The following is a 23,857-nucleotide window of genomic DNA, read 5'->3' as shown; positions in this document are numbered from 1 at the left end:
AATATGGGGTTGCCCCTTTTCGTTCATTCTTGTTCCCGCCGCAGCAATAATTGCGGCAGACCATGATCGGGATGATTCACCATGGCTGGGTTCACCCGGAAAATATCCCGAATGTTTTCTTCCGTCATCAACGACTGCGGTGTCCCACTGCTTACACACATACCCTCACGAAGAGCCAGAATGTGGTCACAAAATTGCGCAGCCAGGTTCAGATCGTGCAGCACAGCCACAATCGTGATCTTGTTTTTTTGGCGCCAGGAAGATAACAGCTCCATGAATTGCAATTGATATCGGATATCCAGAAAAGTCGTCGGTTCATCCAGCAATAACAGCTTGGGTTCCTGTGCCATGACTTTGGCGAGTGCCACCCGCTGTCTCTGTCCTCCGCTGAGTGCATCCAGCGGCCTGTCGGCCATTTCGGTTAAGCCCAGTTCTTCCAGGACCCGGTCTACCACTGCCGCCCCATCGGAGGTTTCCCTGCCCAGCCAATTCTGATAAGGATAACGCCCCATCTCCACAACATCCCTGACGGGATAGGAAATGGCAGGCAGACCGTCCTGCTGCAATACCGCAATCATACGTGACAGGTCTTTGCGACTGTAAGAGGTAATCTCCCGCCCTGCAATCCGGATGCTGCCTGCATTGGGCTGTTCCGTTCCGGCGATGAGCTGGAGCAGCGTTGATTTCCCGCTTCCGTTTGGACCAACGACACCCCACCATTCCCCTTCCGTGACACGCCAGTCCACATCATGCAGGGCTCGGTGGTCACCGTACATTTTATCTGCACCCGCGACCTCGATCAGCGGCTTTCCTGGGGTAACACTTGTATCCATGGTTGTACCCATGCTCGTACTCATGGCATCACCCCTTTTCGCAGCTTTTTGTTCCGATGCAGCAAATACGCGAAGAAAGGCGCACCGACAAAGGCCGTCACCACACCCAGCGGAATTTCGGTCGGTGCCAGCAAGGAGCGGGCAATCGTATCAGCCCATACCATGAAGATGGCTCCACCAATGGCGGACAAGGGTACCAGCAATCGATAGTCAGGCCCCACAAGCAGCCGAAGAATATGCGGAATCACCAATCCAACGAATCCAATAACGCCGGATACGGAGACCGCTCCTGCGGTAAGAAGTGTTCCCACAGCAAGCACGGACAACTTCAGCCGATCGACTCCAACCCCAATATGCGCAGCCTGCCGTTCCCCCAGAGCAAGGACATTCAATGAACGTGCACGGCTCCAGAGGAAAATCAGGCCCAGCAGAAAATACGGGAAAAGGATGGCCGTATACGACCACCCACGCAGAGCCAGACTTCCCATCGTCCAGTATATAATTTCATTAATCGTCTGTTTCGACATGGTCGACAGGAAGGAGACCACCGCTCCCAGAAAACTTTGCATCACCACACCAGCCAGAATCAGGCTGTGCGTCGGTATTTTGCGCCCTTCACGAGCCAGGGCAAGTACAAACCACAACGTGAGTACGCCCGTCAGAAACGCAACAAGCGGCAAGGTCCAGATTCCGATCAGCGCGTACTGCAATCCGAAGAAAATCAGAAAAGCTGCCCCCACCGATGCACCGGACGATACGCCCAGGGTAAACGGATCTGCCAGCGGGTTACGAAGAACCCCTTGAAATCCCGCTCCGGCGATTGCCAGCGATGCACCCACAAGCACGGCAAGCAGCACGCGCGGGAAACGAACCTTCCATATAATCTGCTCGGCTGACGTACTCCAGTCGGGCGTGATCCAGTCTCCGATCCATGGCATGTGATGAAGCAGAATGCCTGCAATGTCACGGACAGGCAGAGCCACCGAACCGATGCCCGTACAGATCAGCACGGTCAGCACAAGCAGCAGAATTCCGGCTGTTCCGTACACTGCCAGCTTTTTACTCATTGGAACAGATCAGGATAGATCGCTTTGGCTACAGCTTTCAAACCTTCCGTTACGCGTGGTCCCGGACGGCTCAGCAGGTTGGCATCCAGGCCAATGACTGCGTCGTCTTTCACAGCTGTAATTTGATCCCAGCCGCTGCGCTCTTTGATGATTTGATCCAATGTTTTGGAGTTTTCATCAATGACATCGTTCGCGTACAAAATCACATCCGGATTGGAAGCAATAATGTTCTCTTCGTTAATTTCATTCCAACCTTCCAGGTCGGAAGCAACGTTGATCCCACCGGCAACAGTGATCAGTTCGTCCATGAACTCACCTTTACCTACCGTCCAACCTGGGGAGAATTCAACGTAAACATTTTTCTTCTCTTCCGGCTTAACAGCCTTCACCGCTTCAGTTACGTCCGCCACATCCTGTTTCATCTTGGTGATGAGCTCCTGTGCCTGCTCCTGATGATCCGTGATTTTGCCAAACGTTTCGATGTTGTTCATTACATCGTCTACCGATTTGGGATCGGTTTTAAAAATGGTGATACCCAGTTCACGCAGCTTTTTCACGGCATCTTCGCTCATTGAGATACCTGTAAATACGATGTCTGCTTCAGCAGCAATGATAGACTCTTCGTTTGGCTTCGAGACGCCGCCCATTTTCGCTTTGGTTGTTGCGGCTTCAGGATAATCATCATAGTCGGATACCCCTACAATCTGCTCGTCCAGCCCGAGTGCGAACAGCGTTTCGGTTTCTGCCGGGGATACGGATACGATTTTGGCTGGCGCTTGCTCAAACGTAAAGGATTCACCCGTCGCATCGGTTACCGTCAGTGGATATTGTGTTTTGAGATCCGTCTGCTCCTGGCCTTGGGATTGCTCCTGTGCCGGCTGCTGTGAAGCACCTGTGCCCTCGTTAGTTGTTGCGTTGCCACATCCGGCCAAAGCCAGTGCGAGTGCCGCTGCACTCAGCAGTGACGCTACGTTTTTCCAATTTTTGATATTCATGTTGTTCATTCTCCCCTTCTCTATGTTCTCTCTTAAGTAGTGCTCCTTACCCGTTTCCCCCTGAATTTGTGTTCCTAAATAAAATGACCCTAGAAAACCACACTAGGCCACTACGATTGCAGTACCATCTTCCGATCGCTGTTATCCCCAGATTTTTTTTTGATTCTCTCTTATTAACGTGAAAATCCGGGGATAAAGGCGAGCGCTACGCTTCTCCAGATTGGTTCTGCACTCTTCGTTACGTGTGAATATTTCGGTTCATCCTATATGAACAAAAAAATCCCCGATCCTTACGCCAGGATCAGGGATGACGTCTCGCATATGGCGATCTGCACATCTTCAGCGTAACCACTGTACATGCGCATAGAACTGCCCGAAACGCTGTCCTTTCCTCGAAGGAACACCGGTTTGTACGTCCAGGGCAGGTAACCTGACTTACAGGACTGCTCATCCTGATTTACAGTGGCGGGACCGTGCCGGATTCACACCGGCTTCCCTATTTCACCCATTGTGCCGTTCATCGCTCGTATAAACTCGATGACATTTGATGCATGCACACGGGACCCGTGGTCGCTGATATTGTAACCATTCAAGTGAGCATATCGCATCCGTTAGCACTTATGTGCATAACCAAAGATGTATCCATGCTGAAGTCACACTTCTGTTGTGATTATAGGTTATATTGCACATCCTTACAACCCGATTCATGGAAAAGACACCCTGCTTGATACCCAGCTGTTTTTGCTTTTTTCCAGCCGAACCTTAATCGCTTGCCCCGGAATAACCTGTGTGTCCCAGAATCCCAGTTCCGGTATGAGACGTGATACCGCATAACGAATTACGCCGCCATGGGTAACCACGGCTATCGCCGGAACCATATTTTCTCCGGAATATACCTCTGGCGAAGCGGACAACAGGCAATCCGTCAGAAAGGAGTCAATCCTCGCAGTAAAAGCCTGCCAAGGCTCGCCGCCCGGTGGCGTCACATCCTGCGGTGCATCTATCCAATCCCGGTAGTGCGGATTGTCCTTGAGCTGATCGTAAGTCAGCCCGTCCCATTGCCCAAAATCAATCTCACGCAGACGTGGATCAAGCTGTGCTTGTCCTGCTTGCATCGGTGCGATTCGTTCCAGGGTCTGCCGGCAGCGCAGCAGATCACTGCTATACAGTGTGTCCCATCGGATGGGGCTAATGGACTCGCGAAGCGGTGCCAGTTCCCTCTCTGCATCCGGCAGAAGACCGATATCGGTATGTCCGAGATATCTTTTTTCAACATTCCAAGACGTTGTACCATGACGGATAAACACAATATCCCGTATTTCAGTTCCATGCTGTTCACAGTTTAATTCCACCACAGTGCGCCTCCTGCTGCCCAGATTACGAGTGCTGTCAGCCAGCATAACAGCACAAAGGCCCCCGCCGACCAAAACATCAAACGTGTGGTGCGCACGATATCCTCTGCTTCCATCAGCCGGGTCTGCTCGCCCATATAGGCTCGAAAAGAAGCCACGCCATGGTAAACGTTGTGTCCGCCAAGCCTGATGCCCAGAGCTCCCGCAACCGCCGACTCCGGAAATCCGCTGTTTGGGCTGGGGTGCAATCTGGCATCCCGGCGTACCATGCGTGCTGCGCCTTTTGCATCCAGCCTCATGAACCATGCTCCCGTTATCAGCAGCAAGGCGGTAATCCGTGCGGGAATCCAGTTCGCCCAGTCATCCAGACGCGCGGATGCCCAGCCGAGATGCATATATTTTTCATTTTTATAGCCGACCATGGAATCCAGCGTATTCACGGCCCGATAAGCCATCGCCAGCGGAGCACCGCCAATCAGGGCATAGAATAGCGGAGAAACGATGGCATCCACAATATTTTCCGCTACCGTCTCCACCGTACCCCGTACCACCTCCGGTTCATCCAGATGAGCTGTATCACGCCCTACGATCATGCCGAGTGAACGTCTCGCCGCAGGCCAATCCTTTTGACTCAGATGACGATACACTTCCATGCCTGCATCTTTCAGTCCTTTGGACGCAATGGTGGTGGCAATCAGTACCACTTCAGCTGCAGCTGCAACCAAGGGATGAATGAGTCCAAGTATGTATACCACTCCCCAAGTAAGCGCAAAGGAACCACCCGCAATGACTATAGGAAACAGGACCCCAGCCCGTTTAAGGCACTGATCACTGCTCACTCGTTTTCTGATCCCCCGCTCCAGTGCAGAAATCCCCTTTCCCATGCCGATCACCGGGTGGGGAATCCAGCGCGGGTCTCCAATGAAGCGATCCAGTATGTATGCCGCCAAAATAATCCAGGCCCCTGTCATTCCAGTCCAGATCGGCCAGCCCGCCAATTGACTCAGAGATATCATCGCTTGCAGTTCCTCTCTTTCCAAATCTGGCCGGCTTGCAAACTTTCAGTAATGGAGTCATACACCAGCCGCCCAATCGCTGCCCCAATCATCGTAGCCGTTCCGGCGTAAGAGATCAGTGGTTTCTCCTCCACCTGACTTGTGGCGAGCACAATCGCATCCGTTGTCGTTCCGGTTGCCGTTAGCCCGTTCTCGGCATCCATCACGCCATAATCCGCGAGCGCTGCCGTTTTGGCTTCCACGGCTGTCTGAATGGCATTAACCATTGCTCCGGGTGTCATGTAGCCGTTCATCCATAACATGATATTAATCGTTCCGGGCGTATAGGGCAGGCCAGAAACTTCACCCGGTTTAGTTATGTTCCCCGCCGCATCAAACACCGATCTTGCAGAACCAGCACGCGCAGCATTTGAAACCCCGGCTGTGGTACAGCACAAGATCCCTGCTTCATCGCCCATATATTCCTGAACGGAAGTGTGCGCAAGCTTAACCGCTGTCAGTAATCCGGCACATGCAGCTGTACGCTCCTCCCATCCCATCAGGAAGTCTGTAATATCACGCTGTGGGTCATCACAACGATAATGCTTGTCCACATAAATATTGAATATGCGATCCAGTTCAATCATCCCACCGCCGTACACCGCACTGGAAATGGCGTTTACCCGATTAGGGATGGATGCTCGAATATGACGCTCATGCGCACGGATGGTTAGCCCCGGCCATGCAGCAGAACGATATTCGTCTTGATCTGCTTTCGCATGGGTATAGTACTGGAAAAATGGCAGCGTCATTGCTCCGCCCCCCCTGCCGTCATTCCCGGAATCGTTTGTCCGATGATACCTTTAATTTCGTTCACCAGACGAAGATTCGACGTCGTGTCCTTGACCGCCAAACGGATATGTCTTTCTTCAAGTCCCGGGTACATGGCACAACTGCGAATCAGAATACCGCGTTTCCCAAGAGCCGCCTGCATGGTTGCCGCTGTCCACGGCTGCGGCACACGGGCCAGTATGAAATTCGCTTCTCCGCGTGTCACGTCAAATCCACAAGTCTCCAGGTCGGACGTCAACTTCTCTCGTTCAAGCGAAACCTGTTCCAGTGTATCCCGTTCAAAGGCTTCCCCACTGCACAGACAAGCTTCTCCCGCGATCAGTGCCAGTCCATTGACACTCCAGGTCACCTGTTTCTCCGTCATCGCACGAATCAGATCCGGACGCCCCATCGCGTAGCCCAGCCGAAGGCCAGGTATGGCATAAAACTTGGTCATCGAGCGAATGATGATGACCTGTGGATATTCCTGTAATGGGGAAGCCAGGGATTGTCGCCGTGCTTCAGGGATAAAATCCATAAATGCCTCATCGATCACCAGGACGGTATCCGTCTTCTCTGCATGACGAGCCAGCCGGTGCAGTACTTCTACGGGATACTGCACACCATTAGGGTTATTGGGCTGTCCAAGGAATAGCAGATCCACCTGTTCCATCAGTTTTTCGATATCCTCAGGCAACGCTCGCCATTCAAGTTCTTCCCGTCCCAGGACATGATGTACTTCTGCCCCGAATTGCCGGGACAAGGAACGGTATTCCGAAAATCCGGGTTCCACTGTGCCCACCTTCCGGGGTGAGAGCCCCAGCAAGATCAGAGCCATGCTTTCTGCAGCACCATTGCCTACAGATATGTACTCCTCTGACAGGCCAAGACGCTCGCCGAGCAATGATTTAAAAGCCCGGTGTGCGGGATCAGGGTAACGCAGTACTGTTTGCAATCCCTGCTCCAACGCCTTCAGTACTTCCTTGGGCGGACCCAGAGGATTAATATTTGCACTAAAATCGAGGAAATCCCCAGGATTCCCGCCAAACCTTGACGCAGCAGTCTCCACGTCACCGCCATGTCCGAAAACTTCAATGAAACCGCTCATTTTTGTCCGTCATCCTTTCTGCATGTCATTTTTATTATGGATGGCGTGACTGTGATGGGTCAATCCTGATTTGTCTGAGCGATGCGCTCCCTGCTTCAATTCCTTTGTGTCCAATCGACAATTCGTTTACAATAGAAGAGGAATTTTGATTCGCAGGCGTAACACTACATAAGGGATAATCGTCCCTCACATACATTAATGGAGGAATGACCATGCTGTTTGTTGATAACCAGGGCATTACAGATCCTTCTGTAAACCTCGCGATTGAGGAATACATTCTGAAGCATCTGCCGATGGATGACAGCTATCTGCTGTTTTACATCAACCGCCCGTCCATTATTATCGGAAAACATCAGAATACCATTGAAGAGATTAACATCGAATATGTTCAGGATAACGGCGTGCAGGTCGTACGTCGCCTCTCGGGTGGCGGAGCCGTCTACCACGATCTGGGCAACCTCAATTTCAGTTTTATTACCAAGGATGACGGCCAATCCTTCCACAACTTCCGCAAGTTCACTCAACCTGTTGTGGAAGCTTTGCAGGAGCTTGGTGTCAATGCCGAACTGACTGGACGCAACGATCTTCAGGTCGGAGAAAAGAAAATCTCGGGTAACGCCCAGTTCTCCACGCGCGGACGCATGTTCAGTCACGGGACATTGATGTTTGACCTGAATCTGGACCACGTGCAGGCATCCCTGAACGTAAATCCGGAGAAGTTCAAATCCAAGAGCACCAAATCCGTACGCAGCCGGGTAGCCAACATTCGGGATCTAATTGACAGCAACCTGACCATTGAGCAATTCCGGGACGAGCTGTTACGTCACATTTTCCGCATGGAGCCGCAGGATGTTCCCCAATATGAACTCACGGAGAAAGATTGGGACAAGATCAAGGAAATCTCCGCCGAGCGTTACAGCAACTGGGATTGGAACTATGGTTTGTCGCCGGAGAGCAATGTGAAGCATACCCGCAAATTTCCGGTCGGCATTATTGATCTGCGCATGAACATCAAGGACGGACGAATCGAGAATATCAAAATCTTCGGTGACTTCTTCGGCGTAGGTGATGTGGCGGATATCGAAGACATGCTGCGTGGCAAGCGTTATGAGGAATCCGAAGTGCGTACAGCGCTTGAAGGCCTTGATGTGAAACACTACTTCGGCAATCTGGAGCTTGAGGACTTTATCGGCCTCGTTTTCCTCGAAGAATAGACTTAGATGTGAGCATAATTTTAGAACGTATTCCAGGATTACACTTTAACGGAAAAAGTAGAATCAATCTTAAGAAGCGAAGCGTTCGCCTTTATCCCCAGATTTCCCCATTGTATAAAGGATTCAAGAAATCCGGGGATAACAGCGATCGAAAGATGATTCTGCATTTGGAGTGGTCTCGTGTAATTCATATCCATTCGTTCATATTATAGATACAGATAAAAGGAGAGAAACTCAGATGACCTACAAATTAATCGCAATCGACATCGATGATACCCTCATCAACGACAACAAGGAAGTAACCCCAGCAACACAAACTGCCCTGGAACAAGCGGTTGCCCATGGTGTAGTCGTTACCCTAGCAACAGGACGTGCCTATGCTTCTGCACAGGCACTCGCTCGCCAAACGAAGCTGAACGTGCCAATCATTACGTATCAAGGCGCCTTGGTGAAAAACTTGCTGGATGAAAAAGTACTCTACGAGCGCTATGTTCCACAGGACGCTTCCCGTAAGTTGTTCGACTATTGCCTGGAGCATAATTTGCATCTGCAAACGTACATTGATGATAAGCTGTATGCCCGTGAAGAAAATGACAAGCTGCGTGACTATGCCAAACTGAATGGTACTCAGTACCATATCGAACCGGATTTCATTAAGGTCATTGAGCAAAAAACACCGAAATTGCTCATCATTGATGAGCCGGATTATCTCGATGAGGTGGCAGCTGATCTGCGTGAGCTTCTCGGATCTGAAGTGCATATCACCAAGTCTAAACCATACTTCCTCGAAATCATGCATCGCGAGGGAACGAAAGGCCATGCACTCACCTTCTTGGCGGATCACTTTGGCCACCAACTGAGCGAGTGCATTGCGATCGGGGATTCCTGGAATGACCATGAGATGTTGGAAGTCGCAGGCCTTGGCGTAGCAATGGGTAATGCGATCCCTGCCCTCAAAGAGCTGGCAGATTACATTACGGCAAGCAACAACGAAGACGGCGTGAAGCAGGTCATTGAGAAATTTGTGCTGAACGCGGAGTAATACGAGAACGATAGGTAATATTGTAAGCAAAAAACAGCCTTGGGCAGCGAATAAATTCGCTGAACCAGAGGCTGTTTTTTTGTTGATATCCTAAAATTCATCTCTATTGATATCGGGATGCCCCCCATATGTGGAAGTCATTCAACATTGAATTAAGTTATGAATTTCGTATGTTGTTTCCGTACCGTTCCTCAAACTCACGGTTCCGCTCCCTTATCTCTTGCATCATTTTCCCTTTGGGGAAATCAGCCATGAGAACAGTCAACAGAATTACCACGCCTGCAACAAACAATAAGATCGCCACAACCAATCCAATGAGGCCACCTGTCTCGGACACAGCTTCCAAATAACGCCCCCATCTGGTCGCCCAGACGGTTACTAACGGGACATGTATAACAGCTGCAATATGAATAATGCCATAAAGGAAAATTCCCGCAAACAGAAATATCGCACCGAGTCTCTGTCTATTCAACTTTATTCCTCGCCTCATTCCTATGTAAAAATAGTAATGCCTATTTTACCACAGGTTTGGAAGTATGCACCAAGGAATTGGATTGTTTTCCTTTTTTCAGCCAGCTCATCACTTTCTCATTCATCGCCAGCAAGCCTGAAACAATAAGCACAACACCGATCCAGGTGATCCAGCTTACATGTTCATTATAAACCACTGCTCCAAGGCCGACCGCAATCGGAGGGGAAATATACAACCAGGTTGCCGGGAACAACGGGTTGGTACGGGACATAATCCAGTAGAACAGGCTATGTCCAACCATTGAACCGATCACCGTCAAATAGATCAGGGACAAAACGGCCGGAGACCAATCAAGCGCAGCTGTGCTCCACGATTCCGTTACGGCAGAGAGTCCCGATAACAACAAGCCTCCGTACATCATCTGCACCGCGTTAATTGCCACAGGACTCGCTTCCTTGAACTGGTTTATCACCTTTTTGGAGTAGAGCGCACCTGCAGAATAACATACTTCTCCAACAAGAACGGCGATACAGCCCCATAGCCACAGTGAGCTTCCACCAATGGTTACACCCGGTAAAACGACAAGAACCACTCCCCCGAAACCGATCAGACAGCCTGCAATCATGCGGGCAGATGTTTTTTGCCGTAACAAAGCGGTCTGCATCACCATAATCATCAGCGGTCCTGTTGCCGACAGGATGGCCCCTACGCCAGAACTTACATATTGCTCCGCCCAGTATAAGGTCGCAAACGTGCCAAAGGTCAGTCCTGCTCCGGTCAGGAGCATTTCTTTTCGCCACAGCAGCGACAGGTTTACCTTTCCTTTCATCCACATCCATGCAAACATCAAGGCCCCTGCAATAATAAAGCGCAATCCGGCCGATAGAAAAGGCGGCATGCCTGCCTCCACTCCAATTTTAATCGCCAGAAACGTTGTTCCAAAAATAAGACACATTACCGTAAATGCTGCTGCAACCATGCTAGCCCCTCCTTCATCTGTTCTCCATCATATAGCACTGTCTACAGAACAGAATGAATAAAACAGAACAGAACACTCTCATTTCCTGTTACAATAGAGTCCAAAAGGAGCGTGAGTCGGGTGGGCAAAGCCATGTTGATGACAGATAACAGCCTCAAACTATATGAGCAGGTGGTTCATTATCTTGTGGTACGTATCGAGGCGGGAGAGTGGGCCGAACATGAAAAACTTCCGTCTGTGCGAAGCCTGTCCGAACAGCTCGGTGTACATCGGCTTACGGTTTTCAAAGCATATCAGGAGTTAAAGGAACGCGGGATTGTGTACGTCAAGGACAAGTCCGGTTACTATGTCAGCCCTGCCGACCCTTCGCCTGTAGCAGATCAGGCAGATGACCCTGCTGTCTCCGCCTGGCTGCATTGGGATTCACTCGCTCGCGTGCAGTCTCTTGAAGCGGAATACCAGTTTTCCAAGTCACTGATCGACCCGGCCCTGCTGCCCAACCGATACTGGGGAGAACTCATGCGTGATTTGCTGGATCAGTATCCCCGCCTGCTCGGTACATACTCTACCATTCAGGGTGATTTGGAACTCCGTAGTGCGCTGGCAAGCCATCTGACGCTGAAAGAACGATTTTATATCTCGGCAGAAGAAGTGCTCATCACCTCGGGCGCACAGCAGGCCATCGATCTGATCTCCCGTAGTTTGGTCAGACCGGGTGACCGGGTTCTGATGGAAAGACCAACCTACGGACCTGCCATGGAAATTTTCCGCAAACAGGGTGCACGCCTGATCTTTACGGATATACATCCGGAGGGTTATGATCTGGAGCAGATTGAGCATCTGATGAAGACGGAGAAGCCGCGCCTTTTTTACATGACGCCTACCTTTCAGAATCCAACCGGCATTAATATTCCAACCGAACAGCGGAAACAACTGCCTGAACTGGCGGAACAATATGGATGTTTTCTCGTCGAGGACGACAGCACTTATGATATTTATTTTAAAGATAAACCTCCGGCACCGATCTTTACGTACGACACGACAGGACATACACTCTACATTCGCAGCTACAGCAAGTATGTTGTACCTGGTCTGCGAATTGCGGCAATTATGTGCCGCCCCCGGTTTATGCCTGGATTACAGGCGGTAAAAGCATTGGCGGATAACGGATCACCCCTTTTGAACCAGAAGCTCTTTCTCCGTTATTTTCAATCTCCGCGCATGCATCAGCACTTATCCAAGCTGCGCACCGCCATACAATTACGAATGGAAGTTATGGAACAGTGCCTGCAGGAAACGGACTGGACTTGGACCCAGCCTGAGGGTGGACTCAATATCTGGGTGGAGCTTCCGGAAGACGTTGATACGGGCCGATTGCTTCACCAGTGTATGGAGCATTCCGTCGCTTTTGTACCGGGAACGGTATTTGATCCTTCGGATGCTTCCGCCAGCCGCAAGCTGCGCTTGTCCTTCTCCTATGCACACGAACAGCAGATCCGTGAAGGTATGCACAGACTCGTCGAGCTCGCTAAAAGGAATGATTAGGCCCCACTACGTTTTCACTGATTGCGGTAATTAAAGAGAAGTTACAGTAAACGAACCAAGAACCCGGAAGTCAAATGACCTTCCGGGCTCCATTATTCGTTCCTATTTTGTGAAATTGCAAAGCTTGCTTACTCAGGTGCTAGATATCACTTTATCCACCAATCCATACTCTACCGCTTCCTCTGCGGTCAAGAAATAGTCCCGATCCGAATCTCGCTCAATCCGCTCCAGCGATTGTCCTGTATGGTCTGCTAGCAGCTTATTGAGCCGCTGACGGTGCTGAATGATCCGGTTTGCGTGAATCAGCATATCCGATGCCTGCCCGCGCGTACCCCCGTGCGGTTGATGGATCATGATCTCACTGTTTGGCAGAGCCAGTCGTTTCCCTTTGGTTCCACCGACCAGCAAAATCGTACCGAAGCTCGCGGCCATGCCTGTGCAGATCGTTGAAATGTCCGGCTTCACAAATTGCATCGTGTCATAGATCGAAAATCCGGCAGTTACGGATCCACCAGGACTGTTGATATACATCTGAATATCCTTTTCCGGGTCCTCTGCGGTCAGAAACAATAACTGTGCCACGATGGCATTCGCCATCTGGTCCTCAATCTCTCCGGATACCATAATGATCCGATCTTTTAACAATCGTGAATAAATATCATAGCTCCGCTCGCCGCGGGCTGTTTGTTCAACTACATAAGGTACATGGTTCATGCCTTTTGCCTCCCGGTTTAAGCAACCATGTTGATAGCGTACCCTCCTCCATATGACATCGAGTTCACGCTGGAGTATGAATACCCATACATTGGCTGCATCGATTGAGACGGCAAAGACTGCTGCAGGATGGTTCCTGCCACTGCCATTGGGTCATCGGTGCGGCTCAGGCACAGATCAATCAGACGCGCGGTATCTCCACTACGAAAAGCCATCAAATAACTTCGCAGCTGCTCCGCGTTTTGTGAATCTTCACCTGCTCCACTCGCTTCTTCGGTCTCCATTTCCTGGCGACTGCGTCTCACACGATCCAGGGCAGAGCGGGCCCGATTTAGCGCAGCTTTGACCGCTCCTTCCGATGTATCCAGCATCTCCGCAGTCTCTGCCGTCGTATAACTCATTACATCGCGTAATATATATATCGCTCGCTGCCACGGTGGCAGCTCATGGACAAGGATTCGTATGGCAGACTCAATCTCCTCAAATCGCTCTTCCTCTGCAAACTCCTGCATTAACGGTTTCATGCTATCCAGTTTGGAAGCCAATTTCTCCCGCTTTCGGATCACGTCAATCCACGTGTTGCGTGCGATCCGGATCAGGTAAGCTTCCCAGTTCATCTCCTGTTTTGTACCGAAGGTCTGCATTGCCGAAGACGACAGTACTTTCACACAGGTATCCTGAACCAGATCCTCTGTTTCCCAGACTGAACCTGTCAAAGACAGACAATAGGCGTACAGGGAACCCAGCAGGCTCGGCAGCGCATTTTCAATATTTTGTTCCAGCGTGCAGTCGGCTTGATTACCGGGCTGGATATATGGTTCAACCTGTTTACTGTTATCATGTGGTCTGTTGATTCTGCAATCCACGGACTTCACAAAGGCCATGTTGGGGGCCCCCCTTTGTTGGTTCCTGATTGATCTTGCTTCAATGACTTACTCTTCGACAACTTACTCTTATGGTCTTACACTATGTAAACGAAGAACCTCCTGCAAAGGATACGCTCTTCTGAATTTATTTTTCAGTTGATCTATACGAATTTCAATTTATATTGTCCCAAGTGGTACCTTCATGCCTGCAAGCGCCAGCGTAATACCTGAGTCCAAATTGTAGTTTTGCTGTACATCCACGTCATGAGACATATGGGTAAAATAAGTGCGCTCTGGTTTCACTTCCCGCAGCAGCTCCTGCGCCTCCCGCATATCATACACGGAACGTGTGGAAAACTCCGCAAGCTCATGGACAAAGCTCGTTCCCAGCACCAAAAGATTCAGCCCGTACAGTGGCTCTTTCTCTGTCTCCTTCAGATCAATGGCATCCGAACAATATGCCCAGCTATACCCTTCCCGTTCTAGACGATACGCATAGGAATAACCGTTTTTACCGTGACAGACCTTCCAGGAATGCACGTTCCATCCGCCAAGCTGGATATCATCATCCGTTTCCAGAAAGTCCATGTGCCGGCTCAGCCAAGGAAATTGACTCTGAATGGTTGCGATCACTTCACGCGGTGCGTACAGTTTACCCTTAACCCCCAGCCAGCGGCAGGCATCCGCCCATTCCGGCAAACCTCCAATATGGTCAAAATGCGCATGTGTCACTAATAACGTATCCACCATACGCAATCCTTGGTCCTCCATCTGTGATCTCCAGTCTGGTCCGCAGTCAATCATAAACGATACCCCTTCGCCATCTGAATGGATCAGAACAGAAGAGCGTTTACGCCGGTTGATCCCGGTTAGGCGGGCCTCTGTGCAGACTGCGCAATCACAGTAGACACGCGGCACGCCCATGGCATCCCCGGTTCCTAAGAATGTCAGCTGATTCAATATGGTGATCCCCTCTCTCATCCAAACTTGGTTTCCTAAATTGTAATCCTCACCCTTTGCTTTTGCAAAAAAAAGCCTTCCCTAAGCAGTTCAAATCCTGCACCAGGGAAAGCCTGATCTCTGACTCCATGTAGTCAGCGTATGTAACTTCCGTTCGGTCCGCTTGTCGCCTAGACCAAGGCACGCAATTTAAGTGTCAGTTCCTGACCCTCAGGCACATCCTTCGAATCCGTAATGACCCAATTCGAGGCAAGACGCTTCGCCAGCACTTCTGCCTGCTCCGGGTTCAACTTCAATCCGGTTACAATGCCCTCACCGACCGTGAAATCACGGTCCGGTTGTAAACCAAACGCCTTCTCCACCCAGATTCCGAGTCCGCCACGGGTGTTAAATGTAATCCGATAGCCATCTTGAACTGCTGCTTCCAGGTTCTCGCCGTGCTCGTCCGCATACGAGAAAAATTCATCGTATTTGTAATCCTCTTCGGATACCGCGTCAAAAGCTGCCACGTCCTTGGCCTGTATAGCCCTCAGGATCGCAGCGTCAGACATGCCCTTACCACGGGCTTGTTCCAACCGAATTGCCGTACTCTGGGATAATTTGATCTCTGTACTCATTATCTCACACCTTTCTGCAAGACCCTCCAGACACGTGATCTGCACACTACTCTATGATTTCCATTTACAGCAAAAAGCCTTCATCTCTACTATATTCAGCGAAATGAAGGCCTCATGTCAATCCTTGGATAACACGCCACCAATCACAATCCCGCGAGCACCTGATACCAAACTCCGCGTTTGGAATACAATGTACTGCGCACTTCGTCCCAACCACCCAGGTAGTTGATATCAAACAGGCCTTCAGGCGTTGGAAACGTGGATTCGGTCTCCGCAAACACTTCAGGATCTACCGAACGAAAGCCATGCTTGGCAAAAATACGCTGAGCTTCAGGTGTTCGCAGATAATCCACAAAAGCTTCAGCCAATTCGCGATTCCCGTGTTTATCCGCATATTTATCCACCACGACCGCCGGATTTTCAATCAGAATCGTATTTTTCGGTACAACGATATCATACTTTACACCCTGGGCAATGCGGGCAAGCAATTCATTCTCATAAGTGACGATGACATCACCGACACCATACTCAAATGCTGCCATGGAAGATCGGCCGCTCTTGTCCAGTGACTCCACATTCTTATGCACCTTCTCCAGAAAAGCCTTGGCAGCGGCAGGGTCCTTCTGGCCATTTGCTTCTGACAGCTTCAATCCTGCTCCATAGATCGCATTGATATCCCACTGGGCTCCGCCTGACGTTTTGGGATTGGGATACAGTACCTTGACTCCCGGCTTGGTCAAATCTTCAAAATCACGAATACCAAGCGGATTGCCATCTCTTGTTCCGAGAACAACGATGGAGCGGGTAATCATGCCGTCATTCGGAGCCTGTTTCCAATCGGAGGTCACCAGATCGGCCTTGACCAGTTTGTCGATATCACTTTCCATGGCGAGCAGTGCTACATCGGCCTCGAACCCACCAACAATAGCTCTTGCCTGGGTACCAGAGGCTTCATAGGATTCCTGGAAGTTAACCGTTTGTCCGGTTTGGGCTTTCCATTCCTTCTTGAACTTCGGCAGCAGCTCTCCCACAGCGTCTTTGGCAACACTGTATGCACCAATGACCAGCGTATTGGATTGTTCACCTGCAGAGGGTCCATTCTGTTCGCCTTCCGCTTCCTGGTTGCTGCATCCTACGGTCATGCAGACGAGCAGAAGCATAAGGACAGCATATAAGGGGGGGATTCTTTTCTTCTTCATCGTCTGCATGGGCAGCCTCTCTTTCGGGCGCATTTTAGATCATGACCGGCATTGGATCTTCCTTCAAACGATTCTCGACAACCCAGCTATCCGTGTCATTAAACAGGTAAGCCCGGTGCACAAGCACCCGAATTTGCTGACCGATCTCCAGCGTTGTTTTCTCAAGAGAACGGTATGTGATCAGCTTGTGACCCTGTACCTCGACTTCAACCATCCACTCACTACCACGGAAGTGAAGATGCTTCACAATGCCCTTCTCGGTAGCGGATAGCATCGAGAATTCGTTTTTCAGACCAATCTCGATATACTCCGGACGAATCAGCGCACGTGTATGTTCTCCCTCTACCGCATGTTCAAACCCTTTCAGCTGTGAGGCATCCTCCACAACGGTAGATTCTCCGATAAAGGTTGCTACAAATGGCGTCTGCGGATTTTTGTAGATATCCCACGGTGTTCCTTTTTGCTCGAGCCGGCCTTGACTGATAATCATAATCTCGTCGGCGACTTCGATCGCTTCATCCTGGTCATGGGTTACAAATATCGAAGTGATTCCGACCCGCTCGATCAACTCTCTCAACCACGAACGCAGCTCTTGGCGAATCTTGGCGTCAATGGCCGCAAAAGGTTCATCCAGCAGCAGCAGCTGCGGTTCTGGAGCCAAAGCCCGTGCAAAGGCTACACGCTGACGCTGTCCACCGGACAGTTGATGCGGATAGCGATGTTCAAAACCTTTCAGCCCGGTCAGTTCAACAAGCTCCATGACCCGTTCACGAATCTGGGCTTTGGGTGTTTTTTTGACCTTGAGTCCGAAGGCGATATTATCAAATACAGTCATATGTTTAAACAGTGCATAGTTCTGAAATACAAATCCAATTCCCCGCTCCTGCGGAGGCAGATGATTCACGACCTTACCGTGAAAGCGAATTTCCCCTGAGCCGGGGCTTTCCAGACCAGCGAGCATGCGCAGAATGGACGTTTTCCCGCCTCCGCTGGGTCCCAGCAAACCGATCAGATGGCCTTTGGCAATATCGAACGAGACATCTTTTACCGCATGAAATTGACCGAAATGTTTGTTCAGATCACGGACTTCCACATGCATCTCAATGCACTTCCTTTCGCTTTTTGGCCCATTCCATCATGAGCAGCAGCCCAACGGAGAAGGTAACCAGTACCAATGCCACACCATTTGCGGCAGAGACATTAAAATTCTCAACATCCTGATAAACAAGCGTTGTTGCCGTCTGCGTTTTGTTCATAATATTGCCGGACACCACAAGCACTGCACCGAACTCCCCGAGCGACCGCGCCACGGTAAGGACAAGTCCGTATACAACAGCCCAGCGGATGGATGGCCAGGTAACGCTCCAGAACGTTCTCCATCCATAAGCGCCAAGTGTAGACGCAGCCTCTTCCTGCTGTGAACCGAGTTCCTGCAGGACAGGCATAACCTCCCTGACCATCAGCGGAAAGGTGACAAACAACGTTGCAATGACCATGCCAGGGAAGGCATAGACCACATTGAATCCTATTCCTTCAAAAAAAGCACCCATGATGCTGTTCGGCCCCAGCAGCAATACAATCATTAACCCACCAATGACAGGCGACACCGCATAAGGCAGGTCCACAATGCTGTTAAGCAACCCTTTGATCCGGTCGCTAAGCCAACCAGCACGTACAAGGTAAATTGCCATCATAATGCCGAACAATGTATTTAACAGCGTGACGACCAGCACAACAAGTCCAGTCATCATCAAGGCGTGCAGCGCCTCAGGGCGCATCAGCCCATCCAGGAAACCTCCTGCACCATCTTCAAATGCTCCGATAAAAATGCGTCCCAGAGGAATAATCAGAAGTACAATAAATACCGCAAACGTCAGTCCGATCAATAACCGCCTCATCGTCTTCTCCCCCGCATCTGCACCAGATTAATCAGCCAGAGGATCAGGAAAGAGAGCGTCAGGAGCAGCACGGATACAGCCGCTGCACCCGTAGGGTTATCACTTTCAATTTCGCCGTAGATAAACACGGAAGCCGTCAGCGTTCTGCCCGGTATATTGCCCGCCACCAGTACAACTGCACCGAATTCTGCAAGGGCTCTGGAGAAAGCGAGCATACCACCGCTGATCATACCCGGAGCCATCGATGGCAGAATCACCTGCCTGAACGTACGAGCCTTTGATGCCCCCATGGTGTAGGAGGCCTCTTCCTCGGAAGGGTCGATCTCTTCAAGCAAAGGCTGCACCGCACGAATCACAAATGGAAACGTTACAAAGGTCATCGCAATGACAATCGCCGGCTGATGAAACACAATCTCAAAACCCATGGTTTCAGCCAGTTTGCCCACGGCACTGACCGGACCCAGCAGCAGCATAATCATCAGTCCACCAACCGCAGTCGGAAGTGCGAAAGGCAGATCTACGAGACTGTTCAGAAACGATCTTCCTAAGAAACGATAACGCGTAAGCACCCAGGCAATCATCGTGCCCAGAACTACGTTAATCAGTGTTGCAACTATAGCCAGCCGAACCGTCAGCAATACAGCTTTCCATGCAATCGGATCCATAATGCTTTCGGCAAAATTGCTCCATCCTTCGGAGAAGGAATTGACGTACACACCGATAATCGGAAGCACAATGAGTACGATAAAGTATAGCAATACAGTACTGCGGAATCCCCAAGTCCATCCCTTGTGACGAAGAACGGTATTCATTGCTGCATTCCCTCCCAGCCTCCGGTTCCATATCCGGTCGGCAGTCTCCCTGCTTTGGTACATTCATTTCCCTGAGTTGAATTATATCACTTTAATATTATTCCCATTAGTCTACTTGGTTTTTTTGCTTATCTGATACTTTACCAGTTTGCAGTGCTAATCGTCAATGCTTTTATTGTATATAAATGGGGCTTATCTAAGATGAATGTAGGAAGATTACACAATAATAAGTCAAAATAAGTCGGACGGTAAAATTTCACTCAAACCTGCACGGATTGCAGTACCATTTCTCGATCGCTGTCATTGCGTAAATCTTATATTCGCCTTTAACTTGGTTTGTTTGATATGGAGTGGTTAAGGTACAATCTAGAGGACATAACACATGTAGAAGGAGTGGTGCAAGAATGTTATATACGAAGCATTTATCAACTTCCAAACGGGATGAGATCAAGGATATTACGAGGGAAGTGGCGCAGATTGTCCAGAGCAGCGGTGTGCAAAGCGGAACTGTACTTGTCTATTGTCCCCATACAACTGCAGGCATCGCCATCAATGAAAATTTTGACCCGGATGTTAAGCATGATGTGCTGCTTCGTCTGGATGAAGTATACCCTTGGGAACATCCCCAATATCGACATGCCGAGGGGAATACGGCTTCTCACCTGAAATCGATTACAACCGGACCATCACAAACAGTGATCATTCATGAAGGCAGATTATTGTTGGGCAGATGGCAGGGGATTTATTTTAGTGAATTCGACGGACCTCGCGAGCGAGAGTATTTTATCAAGATCATGGAAGGGTAGTTCAGCAAAACACAAACAGGCGGTCTACCCTGGTTTAGGGCTATGATCCGCCTGTCTTGGTCTTCCGCGCAATTAAACTTTCGCGAGACAACGTTATAAAGAATTAATGTTATGACAATTCACCGCCCTGAAGTATAGGAGTGCGACAAAAGCGCCTTTTATTGGACGCCAGGCTGGTGTTGTAGATTGCGGCATAGCACTTTGACATGAGATAGCGCCGACGGTTCAATCTCAGCAAACGTTACACGATCCTGAATATAATACGATATGAATCCATGCATAGACAAAAACAGCGTGCGCGGCACACATTGAATATCCTCATCCGTACAGCCTTCTTCATTCATGTACTGCCTAACAATCGAAGCGAACAATTCAAAGCATCTTCCCTGCTCCGTACGACAATAGGACAACAACTCCTCGTCCCGAATCATGAACATAATCTCGTATTGATACGGATTCTCCAGACCGAAACGAATAAATTCCAGCATGATGTGCTCTACCTTGCTTATACCGCCCATGACTGGCCTGACCATCGCTTGCAGCAGCAAATGTCCCAGATGGTTAAAATCTTCTACCACGATGGCATAGAACAATTCTGCCTTTTCCTTAAAATGATAATACAGCGACCCATGACTATAGCCCAGATGCTGGCCGATGCTTCGCATCGAAATGGCGCGGTATCCTTTGGTAATAAAAAGATGCCTCGCCGCCTCCAGGATCCGCTCCCTCGACAACTCTTGTTCGACTGCTCTTCTAGCCATATATTTTATTCCCCTTCAATAAAATAAAGCCGCTGTCCCTCCGTGATCCGGGATTGCCCTTGCGTCAAATCCGTGATCCAGGCGATAAATGCCTCGGTTTCACTATCCGGCGGAAGACAAGTCAACGTAACCTTATCGGTGAATCCAGTTTCACCTGTACGGACTTCCCGGCTTCTTAATTCATTCTCCACTTTACCCAGCCATGTGTAATCCAGTTCTACAAACACTTCACGATGAAGCACTTTGGTAATGGCTTCTCCAGCTTCAATTGCTGCTACAGCGCCATCCGTATAGGCACGGATTAAACCGCCTGCTCCAAGCATGATTCCCCCAAAATAACGCGTAACCACAATAGCCACATTTTTAAGCTGCTGATTTTTGATGACTTCCAGAATGGGTTTCCCGGCAGTTCCGCTTGGCTCTCCATCATCGGATTGCTTCTGGATCTCATCTCTCTCCCCAATCATGTAAGCGGAGCAATTATGAGTGGCATTCCAATGCTTTTTCTTGATTTCATCGATAAAAGCAACCGCTTCTTCTTCCGTTGTAACTGGCATAATATGACCAATAAATCGCGACTTCTTGATGACAATTTCCAGATTGCCCGGTCCTCGAACCGTGCGGTAACGTTCAAGCATTTCAATCCAACTTTCCGATTTAATCCATTTTACAAGAAAGCAGTTCCCCGCGCGGACGCGGATGAACTGCCTTGGTTTAAACATCCGGGGTACATTGCATTCTACCTCACAATGAAGCCCGGGTGTCATTACACACGCTTTATTTAACTATATGAGTCAAACCATGAATTATTCAGAAAGTCTCGCTTCAAGCGCTGCTTTCTCTTCTTCAAAGCCTGGTTTGCCCAGCAATGCGAACATATTTTTCTTATAAGCTTCTACCCCTGGTTGGTCAAATGGATTGACGCCCAGCAGATATCCGCTGATGCCGCATGCTTTTTCAAAGAAGTATACCAGATATCCGAAAGAATATGGAGACATATCCGGAATATTCACAATCAGGTTTGGTACTTGACCATCTGTATGTGCAAGCAGAGTGCCTTGGAACGCTTTTTTGTTTACAAAGTCCATCGTTTTGCCTTCAAGGAAGTTCAGACCATCCAGATCATCCGGGTCGGATTCGATCGAGATATGATCGGACACTTCAGCTACCTGAATGACCGTTTCAAAGATGTTCCGGCTGCCTTCCTGGATGAATTGACCCATGGAGTGCAAATCTGTTGAGAAGTCTACAGATGCAGGATAGATTCCTTTGAAATCTTTACCTTCGCTCTCTCCGTAAAGCTGTTTCCACCACTCGGATACAAAGTGCAGGGACGGCTCGTAGTTTACGAGAATCTCTGTGCCTTTACCTTTGCGATACAACGCGTTACGAACAGCTGCATATTGGTATGCTTCATTTTCAGCTACGTTCGGGTTGCTGTATTCCTTGGATGCATCAGCCGCACCTTGCATCATTTCTTCGATGCTGATGCCAGCTGTAGCGATCGGCAGCAAACCTACTGCTGTCAGAACAGAGTAACGTCCACCTACATCATCCGGAATAACGAAAGACTCATATCCTTCTTCGTTCGCCAGTTTTTTCAGTGCGCCGCGCTCTTTGTCCGTCGTAGCATAGATACGTTTGCGGGCTTCTTCTTTACCGTATTTTTTCTCCAGTGCTGCACGGAAGATACGGAAAGCAATGGCCGGCTCGGTTGTCGTACCCGATTTGGAGATCACGTTTACGGAGAAGTCTTTGCCTTCCACCAGATCCAGCAAATGAGTTACATACGTGGAGCTGATATTGTTTCCTGCAAAATAGATTTCAGGTGTTTTGCGTTTCTCTTTTGGCAGGTTGTTATAGAAAGAGTGTGTTAGCATTTCGATTGCTGCACGTGCACCCAGGTATGAACCACCGATACCGATAACGATCAGCACTTCGGAATCACTTTGGATTTTGGCAGCCGCTTTTTGAATACGGGAGAATTCTTCTTTGTCATAAGCGGTTGGCAGGTCAATCCAGCCCAGGTAGTCCGATCCTGTTCCTGTTCCGTTATGGAGCTGCTCGTGAGCCAAACGAATCGGTTCAGCGAAATAGTCCACTTCATGCTGGTTCACAAATTGCAAGGCAGTGCTGTAATCAAACTTCACTTTTTTTGCCATGATCTAAAAACCTCCTGATATCGGTAGCTTATTTTTTCCGTTTTCCATTCAAACAACTTAGCATAAGAATACTTCAAATCCACGGGGCTGACAAGCTTGCAGCTTGAACTTTGTCACTTCAATTCCAGAAGCAAAAAGGGTAAACCAAATCCGCTGATTGCGGTTTTGGCTACCCTTCTTGTATTATTCCGCCGGGTACGAGCAGCAGTAGTCGGTAACGCTGCGTATCTCCAGTTTGAATTTGGATTCGGCAGGCACGTGGAACGTAGCTTGACCTTGAATCTCTTGCCACTCTTCTTCTCCGGGAAGCAATACTCTCAGATCGCCGGACAGAATCTCCATAATTTCACGGGAATCCGTACCGAACTCATAGCTGCCTGGAAGCATGATGCCCAGAGTCACTTTGCTGCCATCCCCCAAAATAACCGTTCTGCTGGTTACCTGGCCATCATAATAAATGTTGGCCTCTTTCACTACACTGACTTGATCAAACTGTGACATGCGTACCCGCTCCCCCTGAAGTTAATGAAAACAAAAGGCAAAACAGATCAGGATGAATACTCATCCTTTCTCTGCCGGAAATAACTTTGCTGCCATGAACAGGACAGATCACGCCATCCCATCCATAG

The 23,857-nt window shown here is 49.6% G+C and carries 25 protein-coding genes and 1 riboswitch; of the genes, 4 read left to right on the top strand and 21 right to left on the bottom strand.

The annotated features are described in order from the left end of the window. Window positions 1-23: 23 nt before the first annotated feature. From HP552_RS26230 to cobD, 7 genes are all read right to left on the bottom strand, one after another. Entirely contained in the window at window positions 24-857 is an 834-nt protein-coding gene (locus tag HP552_RS26230) for an ABC transporter ATP-binding protein (protein ID WP_246311054.1), read from the bottom strand. Then, window positions 854-1,900 (bottom strand): FecCD family ABC transporter permease, encoded by a 1,047-nt coding sequence (locus tag HP552_RS26225; protein ID WP_175398297.1) that lies wholly within the window; start codon window positions 1,898-1,900, stop codon window positions 854-856. Before HP552_RS26225 ends, HP552_RS26230 begins: the two co-directional genes overlap by 4 nt. Next, window positions 1,897-2,895 (bottom strand): ABC transporter substrate-binding protein, encoded by a 999-nt coding sequence (locus HP552_RS26220; protein ID WP_175398296.1) that lies wholly within the window; start codon window positions 2,893-2,895, stop codon window positions 1,897-1,899. The genes HP552_RS26225 and HP552_RS26220 overlap by 4 nt, the downstream gene beginning before the upstream one ends. Window positions 2,896-3,299: 404 nt before the next feature. After that, window positions 3,300-3,428, bottom strand: a riboswitch (cobalamin riboswitch). A gap of 171 nt (window positions 3,429-3,599) precedes the next feature. After that, window positions 3,600-4,247 carry a histidine phosphatase family protein gene (locus HP552_RS26215; RefSeq protein ID WP_175398295.1) on the bottom strand — a complete coding sequence of 216 codons (648 nt, stop codon included), beginning with the start codon at window positions 4,245-4,247 and terminating at the stop codon, window positions 3,600-3,602. After that, the gene (gene cbiB / locus HP552_RS26210) at window positions 4,238-5,218 is read right to left on the bottom strand and encodes an adenosylcobinamide-phosphate synthase CbiB (protein WP_175398435.1); all 981 of its coding nucleotides are present in this window, start codon (window positions 5,216-5,218) and stop codon (window positions 4,238-4,240) included. The genes HP552_RS26215 and cbiB overlap by 10 nt, the downstream gene beginning before the upstream one ends. 41 nt (window positions 5,219-5,259) lie before the next feature. Next, window positions 5,260-6,054, bottom strand: a complete 795-nt coding sequence (locus tag HP552_RS26205) for an adenosylcobinamide amidohydrolase (RefSeq protein ID WP_175398294.1) — start codon at window positions 6,052-6,054, stop codon at window positions 5,260-5,262. Beyond that, window positions 6,051-7,181: a threonine-phosphate decarboxylase CobD gene (cobD, locus tag HP552_RS26200; RefSeq protein ID WP_175398293.1), complete on the bottom strand. Its 1,131-nt coding sequence runs from the start codon at window positions 7,179-7,181 to the stop codon at window positions 6,051-6,053. The genes HP552_RS26205 and cobD overlap by 4 nt, the downstream gene beginning before the upstream one ends. Window positions 7,182-7,393: 212 nt before the next feature. Here cobD and lplA point away from each other — a divergent pair, with 212 nt between their 5' ends. Then, a complete protein-coding gene (gene lplA / locus HP552_RS26195; protein ID WP_175398292.1) occupies window positions 7,394-8,395 on the top strand; it encodes a lipoate--protein ligase in 1,002 nt (333 codons plus the stop codon). 238 nt (window positions 8,396-8,633) lie between these two features. After that, window positions 8,634-9,437 (top strand): Cof-type HAD-IIB family hydrolase, encoded by an 804-nt coding sequence (locus HP552_RS26190; RefSeq protein WP_175398291.1) that lies wholly within the window; start codon window positions 8,634-8,636, stop codon window positions 9,435-9,437. 157 nt (window positions 9,438-9,594) lie between these two features. On the opposite strand, the gene HP552_RS26185 is transcribed toward HP552_RS26190, so the two are convergent. Further along, window positions 9,595-9,909, bottom strand: a complete 315-nt coding sequence (locus tag HP552_RS26185; protein ID WP_175398290.1) for a hypothetical protein — start codon at window positions 9,907-9,909, stop codon at window positions 9,595-9,597. Window positions 9,910-9,949: 40 nt separating this feature from the next. Next, window positions 9,950-10,888 carry a DMT family transporter gene (locus HP552_RS26180; protein WP_175398289.1) on the bottom strand — a complete coding sequence of 313 codons (939 nt, stop codon included), beginning with the start codon at window positions 10,886-10,888 and terminating at the stop codon, window positions 9,950-9,952. Between the two features lie 120 nt (window positions 10,889-11,008). Here HP552_RS26180 and HP552_RS26175 point away from each other — a divergent pair, with 120 nt between their 5' ends. After that, window positions 11,009-12,433 (top strand): aminotransferase-like domain-containing protein, encoded by a 1,425-nt coding sequence (locus tag HP552_RS26175; protein WP_376768988.1) that lies wholly within the window; start codon window positions 11,009-11,011, stop codon window positions 12,431-12,433. 132 nt (window positions 12,434-12,565) lie between these two features. On the opposite strand, the gene clpP is transcribed toward HP552_RS26175, so the two are convergent. The 8 genes from clpP to cysT all read right to left on the bottom strand — a co-directional run bounded on the left by clpP (window position 12,566) and on the right by cysT (window position 19,499). After that, window positions 12,566-13,147, bottom strand: a complete 582-nt coding sequence (clpP, locus tag HP552_RS26170) for an ATP-dependent Clp endopeptidase proteolytic subunit ClpP (protein ID WP_175398288.1) — start codon at window positions 13,145-13,147, stop codon at window positions 12,566-12,568. Between the two features lie 17 nt (window positions 13,148-13,164). Next, on the bottom strand, window positions 13,165-14,031 hold the full coding sequence (locus HP552_RS26165; RefSeq protein WP_175398287.1) for an RNA polymerase sigma factor: 867 nt from the start codon (window positions 14,029-14,031) through the stop codon (window positions 13,165-13,167). A 159-nt stretch (window positions 14,032-14,190) separates the two neighbouring features. Then, window positions 14,191-14,973: an MBL fold metallo-hydrolase gene (locus HP552_RS26160; RefSeq protein ID WP_175398286.1), complete on the bottom strand. Its 783-nt coding sequence runs from the start codon at window positions 14,971-14,973 to the stop codon at window positions 14,191-14,193. 170 nt (window positions 14,974-15,143) lie between these two features. Further along, window positions 15,144-15,590, bottom strand: coding sequence for a hypothetical protein (locus HP552_RS26155; RefSeq protein ID WP_175398285.1), 447 nt, complete (start codon window positions 15,588-15,590; stop codon window positions 15,144-15,146). A gap of 143 nt (window positions 15,591-15,733) precedes the next feature. After that, window positions 15,734-16,798, bottom strand: coding sequence for a sulfate ABC transporter substrate-binding protein (locus HP552_RS26150; RefSeq protein WP_175398284.1), 1,065 nt, complete (start codon window positions 16,796-16,798; stop codon window positions 15,734-15,736). Between the two features lie 25 nt (window positions 16,799-16,823). After that, window positions 16,824-17,888, bottom strand: a complete 1,065-nt coding sequence (locus HP552_RS26145) for a sulfate/molybdate ABC transporter ATP-binding protein (RefSeq protein ID WP_175398283.1) — start codon at window positions 17,886-17,888, stop codon at window positions 16,824-16,826. Between the two features lies 1 nt (window position 17,889). After that, window positions 17,890-18,687 (bottom strand): sulfate ABC transporter permease subunit, encoded by a 798-nt coding sequence (locus tag HP552_RS26140; RefSeq protein WP_175398282.1) that lies wholly within the window; start codon window positions 18,685-18,687, stop codon window positions 17,890-17,892. Then, entirely contained in the window at window positions 18,684-19,499 is an 816-nt protein-coding gene (cysT, locus tag HP552_RS26135; protein WP_175398281.1) for a sulfate ABC transporter permease subunit CysT, read from the bottom strand. The genes HP552_RS26140 and cysT overlap by 4 nt, the downstream gene beginning before the upstream one ends. A 404-nt stretch (window positions 19,500-19,903) precedes the next feature. Between cysT and HP552_RS26130 the strand changes: the two genes are divergently transcribed. Continuing rightward, window positions 19,904-20,305: a secondary thiamine-phosphate synthase enzyme YjbQ gene (locus HP552_RS26130; protein WP_175398280.1), complete on the top strand. Its 402-nt coding sequence runs from the start codon at window positions 19,904-19,906 to the stop codon at window positions 20,303-20,305. A gap of 158 nt (window positions 20,306-20,463) precedes the next feature. Here the strand turns inward: HP552_RS26130 and HP552_RS26125 are convergent, their stop codons facing one another. From HP552_RS26125 to ppnP, 4 genes are all read right to left on the bottom strand, one after another. Continuing rightward, window positions 20,464-21,066: a TetR/AcrR family transcriptional regulator gene (locus HP552_RS26125; RefSeq protein ID WP_175398279.1), complete on the bottom strand. Its 603-nt coding sequence runs from the start codon at window positions 21,064-21,066 to the stop codon at window positions 20,464-20,466. A gap of 5 nt (window positions 21,067-21,071) precedes the next feature. Further along, window positions 21,072-21,704, bottom strand: a complete 633-nt coding sequence (locus HP552_RS26120) for a YigZ family protein (RefSeq protein WP_095289361.1) — start codon at window positions 21,702-21,704, stop codon at window positions 21,072-21,074. A 168-nt stretch (window positions 21,705-21,872) separates the two neighbouring features. Next, on the bottom strand, window positions 21,873-23,228 hold the full coding sequence (locus HP552_RS26115) for a glucose-6-phosphate isomerase (protein WP_175398278.1): 1,356 nt from the start codon (window positions 23,226-23,228) through the stop codon (window positions 21,873-21,875). A 183-nt stretch (window positions 23,229-23,411) separates the two neighbouring features. Continuing rightward, window positions 23,412-23,729, bottom strand: a complete 318-nt coding sequence (gene ppnP, locus HP552_RS26110) for a pyrimidine/purine nucleoside phosphorylase (protein WP_175398277.1) — start codon at window positions 23,727-23,729, stop codon at window positions 23,412-23,414. Window positions 23,730-23,857 lie beyond the last annotated feature (128 nt).

The sequence above is a fragment of the Paenibacillus xylanilyticus genome, assembly GCF_013359935.1.
GTDB classification, from domain to species: Bacteria; Bacillota; Bacilli; order Paenibacillales; family Paenibacillaceae; genus Paenibacillus; species Paenibacillus xylanilyticus.
The sequence above is the reverse complement of the archived record's forward strand: the minus strand, read 5'-3'. Positions and strand labels throughout refer to the sequence as shown.